The organism is Simplicispira piscis (assembly GCF_054783455.1).
Genome location: NZ_BAAGQN010000017.1, coordinates 1 through 13540, shown reverse-complemented (window position 1 = coordinate 13540; position 13540 = coordinate 1). Strand labels below are relative to the sequence as shown.

Below are 13540 nucleotides of genomic sequence, written 5' to 3'. Positions count from 1 at the left end.
AAGTCAAATCGGTCTACCGAGGTGCTACACGCCAGGCACGAATTTGATGGCGTACCAATCCAGGCGTGGTTCTTTTCATGGCAGATGACCCCAAGGTCGTTCGCTACCAGACCCCGCCGCAGAAAGGAAAGCTATGACAGCGATAGAACAATGGGTCAACAACACCCGCACTTTTGCGGCCCATGTGACCACCGGTTTTCTGAAGATGACCCACAACGGTTTTGCCTTCCTGGGTCTGGCCCTGGCCTTCGCAGTGATCGCACTAGCGGCCCGGGCCGATTTGCGCCTGGCAGGCGAAACCCAGTTGATGGACTGGCTGCAAAACCGGCAAGAAATGCTGCTCGGCCCGACCGAGGAGCCGCTGGAGCCCAGCGACCGCACCCTGGCCATAAACCCCCAGGAACTGCCACGCGAGCAGGCCCGTGTGGCCTTCTGGCTGAGCAAAAAATACCGCGTGGCAGCGGAGCCACTGGGCTTGCTGGTGGCCGAAGCCTATGAACTGGGAGCCCGCACCAAACTCGACCCGACGCTGATTCTGGCGATCGTGGCCATCGAGTCGCGCTTTAACCCCTTTGCTCAAAGCCCGGTAGGTGCCCAGGGGTTGATGCAGGTGATGACGCGCGTGCATACCGACAAGTATGAAAGCGTGGGCGGAACCCTGGCGGCTTTCGATCCGATCACTAACCTGCGGGTCGGCGTTAAGGTGTTTCAGGAGTGCATTGCTCGCGCCGGCTCCATTGAAGGTGGGCTGCGTTACTACGTTGGTGCCGCCAATCTGGCGGACGACGGAGGCTATGCCGCCAAAGTACTCGCAGAACACTTCCGACTGAGCCAGGTTGCAGGTGGCCGCCGGATGCCTGTTGCGCCGCCGACTTTGAGCACGCAGGCTCCCGTTATGGCGGTTCCAGCCGTGGCAGCACCTTCGCAGAGCAATCCCAGCGACAAGGTTGCCATGCTCTTGCCCTCGGATCTCTGAGCAGTGGGCGCTCGGTTTGCGGGCACTTTCATCCGTCTGACTCCGCCAGGACCCAGGCTCAGTTAAAATAGCCGAGTACGCGACTGGCGATAGGCGCTCTCTCCCACAGGAGACGGCCGCTGATGTGGAAACCTGCAGGGGCCTGGCCCACTGTGAACCACCGGGGAGCGTGCCGCTGCAGGCACCTGGGTGCGCAGCGTTCCGCCGTTCGCCTGGGCAGCCCTTGCTCTCAAGGGACCTCAAGTTCATAGGACTGCCATGTACCACCGCAACCTTCTTGTCGAACAGACCGACCCCGAACTCTTTGCTGCCATCCAGGCCGAAAACAAGCGCCAGGAAGAACACATCGAACTCATCGCCAGCGAAAACTACGCCTCCCCTGCCGTCATGTGGGCCCAGGGCACGCAGCTGACCAACAAATACGCTGAAGGCTACCCAGGCCGCCGCTACTACGGTGGCTGCGAGTACGTCGATGTCGCTGAGCAGCTGGCCATCGACCGCGTCAAGCAGATTTTTGGCGCTGACGCTGCCAACGTGCAGCCGCACTGCGGCGCCTCGGCCAACGAAGCCGTGTTCCTCGCTTTCTTGAAGCCTGGCGATACCATCATGGGTATGAGCCTGGCCGAAGGCGGTCACCTGACGCACGGCATGGCTCTGAACATGAGCGGCAAGTGGTTCAACGTTGTCTCTTACGGCCTGGACGCCAAAGAAGAGCTCGACTACGACGCCATGGAGCGCAAGGCGCACGAAACCAAACCCAAACTCATCATCGCTGGCGCATCGGCCTACAGCCTGCGCATCGACTTCGCACGCTTTGCCAAGGTAGCCAAAGATGTGGGTGCGATCTTCATGGTGGACATGGCGCACTACGCTGGCCTGATCGCTGCTGGCATCTACCCCAATCCCGTACCCCACGCCGACGTCGTCACATCCACCACGCACAAGAGCCTGCGCGGCCCGCGCGGCGGCATCATCTTGATGAAGGCCGAGCACGAGAAAGCCATCAACAGCGCCATCTTCCCTGGCCTGCAGGGTGGCCCGCTGATGCACGTGATTGCCGCCAAGGCCGTGGCTTTCAAGGAAGCGCTGCAGCCCGAATTCAAGGTATACCAGCAGCAGGTGTTGAAAAACGCCCAGATCGTCGCTGAAACCCTGACCCAGCGCGGCCTGCGCATCGTCAGTGGCCGCACTGAAAGCCACGTCATGCTGGTGGACCTGCGCGCCAAGGGCATCACCGGCAAGGAAGCCGAGACCGTTCTGGGCAGCGCCCACATGACCATCAACAAGAACGCTATTCCGAACGACCCGGAAAAGCCGATGGTGACCAGCGGCATCCGCGTGGGCACGCCTGCCATGACCACGCGCGGTTTCAAGGACGAAGAAGCACGCCTGACGGCCAATCTGCTGGCCGACGTGCTCGACAACCCGCGCGATGAAGCCCACATCGCCGCTGTGCGCGCCAAGGTCAACGCCTTGACCGCGCGCTTCCCGGTCTACCGCTAACCCTCCCCCGGCAGGCCCGCCATCGGCGCCGATACGATTCCTGATCCAAGGATGTACCGGCTCCGCCGGGCGGCGGGCGCTACCACCGAGAACACCCATGAAATGCCCCTTCTGCAGTCACCATGAAACCCAGGTCGTCGAGACCCGGGTGTCTGAAGACGGGGATTTCATCCGCCGCAGACGACGTTGCGCCACCTGCGAGAAACGCTTTACCACCTACGAGCGGCCTGAAGTCAGCTTTCCCGTCGTGGTCAAAAAAGACGGCCGACGCACCGACTACGCTCGGGCCAAGCTCATGGGGTCGTTCAATATTGCCTTGCGCAAGCGTCCGGTCAGCACGGCGCAGGTGGACTCTTCGATCGAACGGATTGAGGAAAACCTGCTCAACCTCGGGCAGCGCGAAATTCCGTCGAGCCGCATTGGCGAGCTGGTGATGCGCGAACTCAAGAAACTCGACAAGGTGGCCTATATCCGCTATGCCAGCGTCTACCGCAGCTTCGAGGACATTGACGAGTTCAAGACCCTCGTCGATGAAGTGCGGCAGTGAGCGCCTTTTATTGTCAAAATTGCTATTAATAATATAGCTATTTGCACTTATCTGTAAAGCGATAGAGGCATTTTTAGCCATTATTGGTGTCGCTTGCAGCTCTGCACAGCGCTCCACCCAGCGGCACAATGCCGTACCTGTGAAAACCCGCCATTTGCTGCAGCTTGTGCTGCTGTCCGCCCTGTGGGGCGCATCCTTTCTGTTCATCCGTGTGGCCAGTCCCGTGCTGGGACCCAACGTCACGGCGGCGCTGCGCATTGGCCTGGCAACGCTGACCTTGGCGGGCATCATGCGCGCCACGCGCGAACCCTGGCCCTGGCGGCACTGGCGCGAGCTGACTGGCCTGGGCATCATGACCGTGGCCCTGCCCTTCCTGCTCTATGCCTGGGCGGCGCTGCGGCTGCCTGCGGGGTACAGCTCGCTGCTCAACACCATGGTCGTTCCCTTTGGCGTACTGGCTTCAGCCTGGATGAAGGAGGACACCCTCAGCCTGCGCAAATGGCTGGGCTGCCTGTTCGGTTTTCTGGGTGTGGCATTCATCGTTCGGCTGGGGCCCGTCAACCCCACACCCGAGCTGGTGTGGGCCGCCCTGGCCTGCGTGGGCGCAGCAGCCTGCTACGGGATATGTACGCCGTGGATGAAGCGCAGCACCCAGCGCATCAGCCCGTTGGCGATTGCGGCCGGCATCCACGCCACGGCCCTGGTCATGCTGCTGCCGGGTGCCGCCTGGGACTGGCCACAGGCCCGCTTTACCGCCCCGGCGCTGGCTGCGGTGCTGGTGATGGGCGTGGTCACCTCGGGCTTGGCCTACTGGCTCAATCTGCGTGTGCTGAGCCAGATATCACCCGTTGCGGCCATGAGTTCGGCCTTCATGATTCCGCTGTTCGGTGTGACCTGGGGACACCTCTTCCTGGGCGAATCGCTGGGCCCGGGCATCTGGTGGGGCGGTGCACTGGTGCTGCTGGCCACCGCCCTCGTCACGGGCTTCAACCCGCTGCGCATTCTGGTGATCCTGCGCAAGCGCTGAATCCTGCGGCTAAGCCAGCGACGCCTTGATCGGCGGCACCGCCTGCACCACATCTCCGCACTGCGCACGGTGGCGCAGTGCGTGGTCCATCAGCACCAAGGCCAGCAGCGCCTCGGCAATGGGGGCAGCACGGATGCCCACACAAGGGTCGTGGCGGCCGCGGGTAGATACCTCGGCGCTCTGGCCATGGATGTCGATGGTTTCGCGGGGGCTGATGATGGAACTGGTGGGCTTGATGGCCATGCTCACCTCAATGTCCTGCCCCGTACTGATGCCGCCAAGCACGCCCCCCGCGTTGTTGTTGCGAAAACCCTCCGGCGTGAGCGAATCGCCGTGTGTCGTGCCTCGCTGCGCCACGCTGGCAAAACCAGCGCCAATCTCCACACCTTTCACAGCGTTGAGGCCCATCATGGCGTAAGCGATATCGGCGTCGAGCTTGTCGTACAAAGGCTCACCCAGGCCCACGGGCACGCCCGTGGCCTGCACGCGGATGCGGGCGCCACACGAGTCACCTGCCTTGCGCAGCGCGTCCATGTAGTCCTCAAAACGGGCCACGTCCTGCACAGGAGCAAAGAAGGGGTTGTTCGGCACATGGTCCCAGCTCTCAAACGGAATCTCCAGTTCACCCAGCTGCGTCATGCAGGCGCGCAATTGGGTGCCGTATTTTTCGGCCAGCCATTTGCGGGCGACCGCACCGGCTGCCACGGTAGGCGCCGTCATGCGCGCGGATGAACGCCCACCTCCGCGCGGGTCGCGCAGGCCGTATTTGTGCCAGTAGGCGTAGTCGGCATGGCCAGGACGAAAGGTCTGCAGAATGTCGCCATAGTCCTTGCTGCGCTGGTCCTGGTTGCGAATCAGCAGACCAATGGGCGTGCCAGTGGTGCGGCCCTCGTACACGCCGGAGAGAATCTCCACCGCATCGGGTTCGTTGCGCTGCGTGACATGGCGACTGGTGCCGGGTCGCCGACGGTCGAGGTCGACCTGGATGTCGGATTCAGACAGCAGCATGCCGGGTGGGCAACCGTCGATCACGCAGCCAATGGCCGGGCCGTGGGATTCACCAAAGTTGGTGACGCAAAAAAGAGTTCCGAAGGTGTTTCCGCTCATGGCGCACGATTATCCCTGAGCGCGGCAGCCCGCTGGCTCTGCAACAACGCACTATTGATTTAATAGCTACTAGCGCTTTACCATCAAGCGCTGCAGGCCAATTTCATTCAAATTTTCAAAAACTGCCTCAGCACCCTTCGGGCCAGCAGGCACCCACCGACCCCAGGTCAGGCCGCGTTTGCACCCTCTTCCGGCCAGTCACGGATGTAGGCCTTGAGCATCTTGTTCTCGAAGTTCTGGCTGTCCACCACAGCCTTGGCCACGTCGTAGAAACTGATCACACCCATGAGCATTTTTTTGTCCATCACCGGCATGTAGCGTGCGTGGCGGTCCAGCATCATGCGGCGCACCTCGTCCATGTCGGTTTCGGTGGTACAGGTCAGGGGGTGGTCATCCATGGCGGATCGCACCTGCAAGGTGCCCACGCTGCCCTTGTTCTTGACGATGGCCTGTATCACTTCGCGGAAGGTGAGCATGCCCACCAGGTCACCATGCTCCATCACAACGAGCGAACCAATGTCCTTCTCGGCCATGGCATCCACCGCAACTGCCAGTGGTTCGTCGGGGTGGACAGTAAAAAGGGTGCTGCCCTTGACGCGCAGGATGTCGCTGACTTTCATGGTGTAACTCCGAGTCGGCCCGGGGGCTCAATGCATGGGAAGGTCAAATATAGCCCACAATCCCGGGGCATTGCCCGCCGTTTGATACACCTTGGAGACATATTCATGCCCGGTTATGCCGATCCCGGCTTTGACACTCTGGCCCTGCACGCAGGTGCCACGCCCGACCCCGCAACCGGCGCACGCGCCGTACCCATTCACCTGACGACGTCCTTCGTCTTCGAGTCCAGCGACCACGCGGCGTCGCTGTTCAACATGGAACGCGGCGGCCATGTCTATTCGCGCATCAGCAACCCGACCAACGCCGTGCTGGAGCAGCGCATGGCCGCGCTCGAAGGCGGTGCGGGCGCCATCGCCGTGGCCAGCGGCCAGGCAGCGCTGCACCTGACCATCAGCACGTTGATGGGCGCGGGCTCGCACATCGTGGCGAGTACAGCGCTCTACGGCGGCTCGCAGAACCTGCTGCATTACACGCTGCGCCGCTTTGGCATCGAGACCACCTTCGTCAAGCCCGGCGACATCGACGCCTGGCGCGCCGCCATCCGTCCCAACACCAAATTGTTCTTCGGCGAGACCGTGGGCAACCCCGGCCTCGAGGTGCTCGACATCCCCACCGTGAGCGCCCTCGCCCATGAACACGGTATTCCCCTGCTGGTGGACTCGACCTTCACCACGCCCTGGCTGCTCAAGCCCTTCGCGCATGGTGCTGATCTGGTGTACCACTCGGCCACCAAGTTCCTCTCCGGCCACGGTACGGTGATCGGCGGCGTGGTGGTGGACAGCGGCGCGTTCGACTGGGAAGGCTCGGGGCGCTTCCCCGAGATGACCGAGCCCTACGAGGGTTTTCACAACATGGTATTCAGCGAGGAATCGACCGTGGGCGCCTTTTTGCTGCGCGCACGCCGCGAAGGCCTGCGCGATTTTGGCGCCTGCATGAGCCCGCACACCGCCTGGCTCATCCTGCAGGGCATAGAGACCTTGCCGCTGCGCATGGAACGCCACATGCGCAACACCGAAAAAGTGGTGCAATTCTTGGCCAGCCAGCCCTTCGTCGAGCGCGTGGGCCACCCGATGCTTGAATCGCACCCCAGCCACCAGTTGGCGCGCAAGCTCCTGCCACGCGGCATCTCCTCCGTCTTCAGTTTTGACCTCAAGGGCACACGCGAACAGGGCAAGAAGTTCATCGAGGCGCTCAAGCTCTTCAGCCACCTCGCCAACGTGGGCGACTGCCGCAGCCTGGTGATTCACCCGGCCAGTACCACGCACTTCCGGTTATCCGACGAAGCCCTGGCAAGCGCGGGCATCACACAAGGCACCATTCGCCTGTCGATTGGACTGGAAGATCCGGACGACCTGATCGACGACCTCAAGCGCGCACTCAAGGCCGCAGAAAAGGCAGGAGCCTGAGCCATGGAACTGCTTGTCAACGGCCACAACACCTTCTGCTACACCGGCGGCAAACCCTTCAATCCGGCGCAGCCCACCGTGGTGCTGATCCACGGCGTGCTCAACGACCACAGCGTCTGGGCCATGCAAAGCCGCTACCTTGCCCACCACGGCTGGAACGTGCTGGCCGTGGACCTGCCCGGCCACTGCAAGAGCGCGGGCCCGGCGCCCACGTCGGTAGAGGAAGCCGCCGACTTCATCGCCGCGCTGCTCGACGCCGTGGGCGCACCGCGCGCTGCGCTGGTAGGCCACAGCTGGGGCTCGCTGATCGCATTGGAGGCCGCAGCGCGCCTGCAGGAGCGCGTGAGCCACCTGGTGCTGGTGGGCACGGCCTTTCCCATGAAAGTCTCTCCAGCACTCATCGACGCGGCGCTGAACGAACCTGAAAAGGCGCTGCGCATGGTCAACGTGTTCTCGCGCAGCACCCTGTGCGCGCCGCCCACGGCGCTGGGCCCCGGCACCTGGGTGTTTGGCGCCAGCATGGCGCTGGGCCGTCGCGTACTGCGCAGCAACCCTGCGGTCAACCTGTTCCATCGGGGCTTCGTGGCCTGTGACAGCTATGCCGGGGGCGAGGCTGCCATTGCCCGCATCACCTGCCCGGTGCTGTTCGCCCTGGGCACCCAAGACCAGATGACCACACCCAAAGCGGCGCAAGGCCTGATTGCCGCCGCACGCGCAGCCTGCAAGACCGTGCAGGTCACCCACCTGCCTGTGGGCCACCACCAGATGACCGAGGCGCCCGAAGAAACGCTGACCGCGATCCGGGATTTTCTGTCCAACGCATAAAGCAACACACCCTATGAAAATTGCCACCTGGAACGTCAATTCTCTCAGCGTGCGCCTGCCCCAGGTGCTCGAATGGCTGGCACAGAACCCTGTCGATGTGCTGTGCCTGCAGGAACTCAAGCTCACCGAGGACAAGTTCCCTTTTGCCGCGCTGCAGGCGGCTGGCTATGAGGCTGCTGCCCTGGGCCAGAAAACCTACAACGGCGTGGCCATCCTTTCACGCGTGCCCCTGAGCGAGGTCGTGCGCAACATTCCAGGTTTTGACGACGAGCAGGCACGCGCCATCGCGGCCACGGTCGATTCCAGCGCAGGTCCGGTGCGTGTGATCAATGGCTATTTTGTCAACGGCCAGGCGCCAGGAAGCGACAAGTTCGCTTACAAGATGCGCTGGCTGGCGGCGCTGCACGACTGGGTGCACACCGAACTGGCAGTCCATCCGCGCCTGGTGGTACTGGGCGACTTCAACGTGGCACCGGAGGACCGCGACTCCTATGACCCCGTGGGGCTGGCTGACACCATCCACCACACCCGCGAGGAGCGCGCCCACTTCCAGGCCTTGTTGGATCTGGGCCTGACGGACGCCTACAGGTTGTTCGAGCAGCCCGAAAAGAGCTATTCATGGTGGGATTACCGCATGCTGGGTTTCCAAAAAAACCGGGGGCTGCGCATTGACCACATTCTGGTCAGTGAAGCGCTGCGTGCAACCGTTACAGCCTGCGTCGTGGACCGTGCACCACGCAAAAATCCGCAGCCAAGCGACCACGCTCCGGTGGTTGTCACTCTCGCTTGAGCCACCACCGCAAGGCGATTGTCCATCCGCACAAGAGCCCCCAGCGGTCAGAACAAACATCCCCCCAAAGCTGCCAGGGAAGACCTGGCAGCTTTTTTGTTGGAGCCCCCGCAAACAGATGGCGGTGCGGCCCACGCCGGTCGCTGCGGCCATAACGCACAGCGGCCAAGGTGCGTCAGCAAACGCTTCAGCGTTGCATCGAGAAACGGTTGCGCAAGGCACGCACTTCATCGTGGTTGCGCTGCGCACCTTGGGCCTGGCGCTCCACCAACGCTCGCACATCCAAGGGCAGTGTCGCTTTCAGGGCCTTGCGGTAGCGGGCCACAGCAGCATCTTCGCCTCGCTCGCACTCCTCAAGCACCGCCTTGTCATCCTGGATGGAGAGGGCCGTCTTCACCGACACCCAGCCACGGTGCAATGCACCCGCCACGGTGCCACCCGAAGCGGGTTCGCCATCCAAGCGACGGATTTCATGTTCTAGTTCCATCGCAGCGGCAGCACATTCGCGCGAATGGCGCTGGAAGATGCCCTTGAGTTCACCCGAATCGGCATGCTCGGCACATGCATGAAAGCCGTATTCACCATCGCGGGCTGACTCCAGCAAATCATTGAGCGTATCAACCACGTCGTCGTTGTCGATGGCGTGAACACGCGAGGCGCGTTCCCAAGCGGCGCGTGTGGCGGGGCGAACGTCGGTCCACGCCAACCCTTGGTCAGCATGACGGGCACGCCAGTCATCGGCCAAACGCGGCTCAACGGTGTCGAAATCGCCTTCGTAACGACCCACCGAACTCCAACCCAACTCGTAGGCAGGACGGTATTGGTCATAGGTGCGGCCATGTACGTAGTAGGGTTCACGCTGATAGATGTCGCGCCAGTAGGCATCTTCCGCAGTGGGGTTGACTGACTCAGCTGCCGCCTTGCCGGCGAGCCCACCGATCACAGCGCCTGCCACGCCCCCCACGGCAGCACCGACAGGGCCGCCCAAAGCACCCGCAGCCGCGCCCGCTGCAGCACCACCCATGGCTGCGCCCAGGCCTGTGCCGACAGGGTGAGCGCCCGGCTCGTTGGTCAGGGGGTCACGGTTGGCATCGTTGAAATCCGACATAGAAATTCTCCGTTTGGTTGACAGTGCCCCATTCTTGAAGCGATCAACAAAACGAAGGGTCAGCCCACGGAGCACCTGTTTGTAGGACAGGCCCCAGTCCCACCCGGGCGTGCTACCAGGACCACCAAGCCCTGGATCGATGGCACAAAGAAAATTATCAGGCTGAATTTTTGCTATTTATTTAATAGCTAATACCGCTTATGGATAGGACATTAAAGAGTATTTTCATCATTATTTTTTGTATCCAGACCAAGTTCCTGGATCTTGCGCGTGATGGTGTTGCGCCCAATGCCCAGGCGCTGCGCCGCTTCCATGCGCCGTCCGTGGGTGGCGTCCAGTGCAGCGCAGATCAAGCGTGACTCAAAACGGTGCATGAGCTTGTCCCAGACATCGCCCTGTGCACTGGACAAAAGCACCTGCAGCTCGGCATCCAGCGCAAGCTCCCATGTGGGCGTCACCACGGTCGCTGCATGGGGATCTTTCAGATCTGGACCAGCGGTTGGACCGGGCTCGGACACCTCCGGCACGGATGCGGGGGCTGGCGTCGGAACCGCCTGCATTGACGGCGTGAAGGAAGAAGCAAGCGGAGGGCTGAAATGCAGCACTTCGGGCGGCAGGTCCTGCACCGAGATCACCTGTGCAGGCGCCATGACGGTCAACCAGTGGCAGATGTTCTCCAGCTGGCGCACATTGCCCGGGAAGGCAAACTGCCCCAGGCGCGCCAGCGCAGTATCGTCAATGCGCTTGGGCTCCACGCCCAGCTGCCGCGCACTCACCTGCAAAAAATGCCGGGTCAGCATGGGCACATCTTCAGCGCGCTCACGCAGTGCGGGCAAGCGCAGGCGAATGACGTTGAGCCGATGGAACAAGTCTTCACGGAACGCACCGTCCAGCACACGCTGCTCCAGATTCTGGTGCGTGGCGGCAATCACGCGCACATGGGACTTGACGGTGGCATGTCCGCCCACACGGTAGAACTGGCCATCCGACAACACGCGCAGCAGCCGTGTCTGCAAGTCAAACGGCATGTCACCGATTTCATCAAGGAACAGCGTTCCGCCCTCGGCTTGCTCAAACCGTCCACGCCGCTGTGTCTGCGCACCCGTGAAGGCGCCGCGCTCATGGCCAAAAAGCTCGGATTCCAGCAGATCCTTGGGGATCGCTGCTGTATTGATCGCCACGAACGGCCCCTGAGCGCAAGGCGAGTGCTTGTGCAAGGCGCGGGCCACCAGCTCTTTGCCTGAGCCAGACTCGCCCGTGATGAGCACCGTGACCAGGCTCTGGCTCAGCCGTCCAATAGCGCGAAACACATCCTGCATGGCGCTGGCCTGGCCCAACATCTCGGGCGCCACATCCTGGCTGTCCTGCGCCACATCCTCGCGCTGACTCTCCTGCACCGCGCGGCGGATAAGCTCCACCGCCTTGGGGATGTCAAACGGTTTGGGCAAATACTCAAAAGCGCCGCGTTGGAAGGCCGACACAGCGCTGTCCAGGTCGGAATAGGCGGTCATGATGATCACCGGCAGGCCCGGCTGGATGGCATGCACCTTCTCCAGCAATTGCAGGCCCGTGCCGCCCGGCATGCGGATATCACTCACCAACACCTGCGGCCCAGGCAGATCGGACCCGCCGGCACTCTGGGCCGCCAGCGCGTCGAGCACTTCGCTGGGGTGGGAGAAACTGCGCGTGGGCAGGTTTTCGCGCGCCAGCGCCTTCTCGAGCACGAAGCGGATCGAGGGGTCGTCATCTACTATCCAGATCGGCTTCATGGGTGGTCACACTTTCACTGGTTGCGTTTCTAGAAGCCTTTGAACGGTGCTCAGGGCAAGGGAAGCAGGATGCGAAAGTCGGTGCGTCCCGGCACACTCTCGCATTCAATCAGTCCATGGTGCTGCTGCACAAAAGTCTGCGCCAGCGTCAGCCCCAAGCCCGAGCCGCCGTCGCGGCCCGACACCAGCGGATAGAAAATTCTGTCCCGAATGGCGTCGGGCACACCCGGCCCGTTGTCGATGACATGCAATTCCAGTGCCAACTTATAGCGTTGACGGCCAAAAGTGACCTGCCGTGCCACGCGCGTGCGCAGCGTGATGCAGGCATCGCCCTGCGCTATCCGGTCGGTCAGCGCCTGCGCGGCGTTCTGAACGATATTGAGCACCGCCTGGATGAGCTGTGCCCGATCGCCCCGAAACTCGGGAATCGAGGTGTCGTAATCACGCTGCACCCGCAGGCCCTGCGGATACTCCACCAGAATGAGCGAACGCACGCGCTCGCAAACCTCATGGATATTGACGTCACCCACCTGGTGCGGGTGGCGGTGGGGTGCCAGCAGGCGGTCCACCAAGCTTTGCAGGCGATCCGCTTCGTGGACGATGACCTGGGTATATTCGGCCAGATCCGGGCTATCCAACTCCATCTCCAACAACTGCGCTGCCCCACGGATACCGCCCAGCGGGTTCTTGATCTCGTGCGCCAGGTTGCGGATCAGCTCTTTGTGTGCCTGGGCTTGCTCCAGCAAACGCTCTTCGCGGTCTTGGCGCACCTGTTGTTCCAGCGGCCACAGCTCCACCAGCACTTCGCCTTGAACTTCGGTGGGGGCCACATTCACATGCACAGGCACAGGTTCCTGGTGCAGGCGCTTGAGACTGGCCTCGTAGCGCAGGGCCGCAAAATCTTTACTGCGGGTGCCGGCCAATGCGGTTTGCAGCAAGGCAGGATCGGTGAAAAACTGGGAAAAATCAGTACCTTCAAGGGTGCGGCGCGACACGCCCAAATGCTGCTCCAGTGCAGCATTGGCGTAAAGCAGGGATCCATCGATCCGCAGTACCGCTACCAGTAGCGACAGCATGTCCAGCACCTGCAGCAGGCGCTGTGGCCCGTGCGGGGAGTTGGCAGCCATCACCCGTCCCGATTAAGGGGACGGCAAACGCGCCAGTTCACGCTTGATGCCCGCAATGTCGCTCTCACTGCGGGCCAGGTTGGCCTTGATCTCGGCGGTGCGCTCTGCATAGCGCTGGGTATTGCGCAGATCAAGCGCGTTGCGCTCGGGCGCCCCGTTGTTGTATTCCTTGGTGAGTTCAGCGTGGCGCGCTTCCGCCTTGCGCAATTCAGACTCCAGGATGGCACGGGCGTCAGCGTCACGCGCACGCTGGTCATTGGGGTTCACGCGGGGCGCGGAAGGCGGGGAGGCAGACTGTTTGGCCCCTGCAGCACCACTGGCCGGGACATTGCGTACGCCCTCGACAACCGTGACGTTACCTCCTTCAACCGGCTTGCAGCCCCGCTCCTTAGCCTGATTGGCATTGTTGGTGTACTCATTGCCACAGCGATAAATACGATCCTGTGCGCCCACTGGCGCCACCATCAGGGCAAGAAGGGTCAGAGCAGGTAGCGAGGAGAGAAAGGTCTTTTTCATACAGTGTGCTCGCACGCATCGTGCAGGGTTGCTTCTTAGTATCACCCAAACAGGGCCGATCTCCAATCCAATGTATGCATTGAACTGCAACGAAATGCCATGGGATGCACCGAGGCGCCCAGGGTTCCCCAGAAAAAAAGCGGCCCGGAGGCCAATGCCAGTCAGTTAAGCCCTGACTGGCATTTTTTTTGTTGGGAACTTGCTGCGAGAGCGCTTGA

The 13540-nt window shown here is 62.2% G+C and carries 13 protein-coding genes and 1 riboswitch; of the genes, 7 read left to right on the top strand and 6 right to left on the bottom strand.

Features of this window, described 5'->3' with window-relative positions; all coding sequences use genetic code 11:
- Positions 1-133: 133 nt before the first annotated feature.
- The 4 genes from ACYVOC_RS12765 (at position 134) to ACYVOC_RS12750 (ending at position 4053) form a co-directional block, all read left to right on the top strand.
- Complete coding sequence (locus tag ACYVOC_RS12765) at positions 134-976, top strand: lytic transglycosylase domain-containing protein (RefSeq protein WP_116004143.1); 843 nt, start codon at positions 134-136, stop codon at positions 974-976.
- A 69-nt stretch (positions 977-1045) separates the two neighbouring features.
- Positions 1046-1201, top strand: a riboswitch (ZMP/ZTP riboswitch).
- A gap of 33 nt (positions 1202-1234) precedes the next feature.
- Positions 1235-2479 carry a serine hydroxymethyltransferase gene (gene glyA, locus ACYVOC_RS12760; protein WP_116004144.1) on the top strand — a complete coding sequence of 415 codons (1245 nt, stop codon included), beginning with the start codon at positions 1235-1237 and terminating at the stop codon, positions 2477-2479.
- 97 nt (positions 2480-2576) lie between these two features.
- Positions 2577-3026, top strand: coding sequence for a transcriptional regulator NrdR (gene nrdR, locus ACYVOC_RS12755; protein ID WP_116004145.1), 450 nt, complete (start codon positions 2577-2579; stop codon positions 3024-3026).
- A gap of 139 nt (positions 3027-3165) precedes the next feature.
- On the top strand, positions 3166-4053 hold the full coding sequence (locus ACYVOC_RS12750; protein ID WP_116004146.1) for a DMT family transporter: 888 nt from the start codon (positions 3166-3168) through the stop codon (positions 4051-4053).
- 9 nt (positions 4054-4062) lie between these two features.
- Here the strand turns inward: ACYVOC_RS12750 and aroC are convergent, their stop codons facing one another.
- On the bottom strand, positions 4063-5160 hold the full coding sequence (gene aroC, locus ACYVOC_RS12745) for a chorismate synthase (protein ID WP_116004147.1): 1098 nt from the start codon (positions 5158-5160) through the stop codon (positions 4063-4065).
- Between the two features lie 167 nt (positions 5161-5327).
- Entirely contained in the window at positions 5328-5780 is a 453-nt protein-coding gene (locus ACYVOC_RS12740) for a CBS domain-containing protein (RefSeq protein WP_116004148.1), read from the bottom strand.
- Positions 5781-5885: 105 nt separating this feature from the next.
- On the opposite strand from ACYVOC_RS12740, the gene ACYVOC_RS12735 reads away from it, so the two are divergent.
- The 3 genes from ACYVOC_RS12735 to ACYVOC_RS12725 are packed head-to-tail and all read left to right on the top strand — an operon-like array spanning position 5886 to position 8802.
- Positions 5886-7187 (top strand): O-acetylhomoserine aminocarboxypropyltransferase, encoded by a 1302-nt coding sequence (locus tag ACYVOC_RS12735; RefSeq protein WP_461162057.1) that lies wholly within the window; start codon positions 5886-5888, stop codon positions 7185-7187.
- 3 nt (positions 7188-7190) lie between these two features.
- Positions 7191-8012, top strand: coding sequence for an alpha/beta fold hydrolase (locus tag ACYVOC_RS12730; RefSeq protein ID WP_461162056.1), 822 nt, complete (start codon positions 7191-7193; stop codon positions 8010-8012).
- Between the two features lie 13 nt (positions 8013-8025).
- On the top strand, positions 8026-8802 hold the full coding sequence (locus tag ACYVOC_RS12725; RefSeq protein ID WP_461162055.1) for an exodeoxyribonuclease III: 777 nt from the start codon (positions 8026-8028) through the stop codon (positions 8800-8802).
- A gap of 187 nt (positions 8803-8989) precedes the next feature.
- Here the strand turns inward: ACYVOC_RS12725 and ACYVOC_RS12720 are convergent, their stop codons facing one another.
- The 4 genes from ACYVOC_RS12720 to ACYVOC_RS12705 all read right to left on the bottom strand — a co-directional run bounded on the left by ACYVOC_RS12720 (position 8990) and on the right by ACYVOC_RS12705 (position 13322).
- Positions 8990-9910: a ferritin-like domain-containing protein gene (locus tag ACYVOC_RS12720; protein ID WP_461162054.1), complete on the bottom strand. Its 921-nt coding sequence runs from the start codon at positions 9908-9910 to the stop codon at positions 8990-8992.
- Between the two features lie 212 nt (positions 9911-10122).
- Positions 10123-11679: a nitrogen regulation protein NR(I) gene (ntrC, locus tag ACYVOC_RS12715; RefSeq protein WP_461162053.1), complete on the bottom strand. Its 1557-nt coding sequence runs from the start codon at positions 11677-11679 to the stop codon at positions 10123-10125.
- A 50-nt stretch (positions 11680-11729) separates the two neighbouring features.
- A complete protein-coding gene (glnL, locus tag ACYVOC_RS12710) occupies positions 11730-12806 on the bottom strand; it encodes a nitrogen regulation protein NR(II) (protein ID WP_165829123.1) in 1077 nt (358 codons plus the stop codon).
- A gap of 12 nt (positions 12807-12818) precedes the next feature.
- Positions 12819-13322, bottom strand: coding sequence for a hypothetical protein (locus tag ACYVOC_RS12705; protein ID WP_116004154.1), 504 nt, complete (start codon positions 13320-13322; stop codon positions 12819-12821).
- Positions 13323-13540: the final 218 nt, after the last annotated feature.

Excerpts from the sequence above, each read along its gene's own strand:
- glyA (WP_116004144.1), top strand. The coding sequence starts at position 1,235 with ATGTACCACCGCAACCTTCTTGTCGAACAGACCGACCCCGAACTCTTT.
- aroC (WP_116004147.1), bottom strand. The coding sequence starts at position 5,160 with ATGAGCGGAAACACCTTCGGAACTCTTTTTTGCGTCACCAACTTTGGT.
- ACYVOC_RS12725 (WP_461162055.1), top strand. The coding sequence starts at position 8,026 with ATGAAAATTGCCACCTGGAACGTCAATTCTCTCAGCGTGCGCCTGCCC.
- ACYVOC_RS12740 (WP_116004148.1), bottom strand. The coding sequence starts at position 5,780 with ATGAAAGTCAGCGACATCCTGCGCGTCAAGGGCAGCACCCTTTTTACT.
- ACYVOC_RS12705 (WP_116004154.1), bottom strand. The coding sequence starts at position 13,322 with ATGAAAAAGACCTTTCTCTCCTCGCTACCTGCTCTGACCCTTCTTGCC.
- glnL (WP_165829123.1), bottom strand. The coding sequence starts at position 12,806 with ATGGCTGCCAACTCCCCGCACGGGCCACAGCGCCTGCTGCAGGTGCTG.
- ACYVOC_RS12765 (WP_116004143.1), top strand. The coding sequence starts at position 134 with ATGACAGCGATAGAACAATGGGTCAACAACACCCGCACTTTTGCGGCC.
- nrdR (WP_116004145.1), top strand. The coding sequence starts at position 2,577 with ATGAAATGCCCCTTCTGCAGTCACCATGAAACCCAGGTCGTCGAGACC.
- ntrC (WP_461162053.1), bottom strand. The coding sequence starts at position 11,679 with ATGAAGCCGATCTGGATAGTAGATGACGACCCCTCGATCCGCTTCGTG.
- ACYVOC_RS12730 (WP_461162056.1), top strand. The coding sequence starts at position 7,191 with ATGGAACTGCTTGTCAACGGCCACAACACCTTCTGCTACACCGGCGGC.
- ACYVOC_RS12735 (WP_461162057.1), top strand. The coding sequence starts at position 5,886 with ATGCCCGGTTATGCCGATCCCGGCTTTGACACTCTGGCCCTGCACGCA.
- ACYVOC_RS12720 (WP_461162054.1), bottom strand. The coding sequence starts at position 9,910 with ATGTCGGATTTCAACGATGCCAACCGTGACCCCCTGACCAACGAGCCG.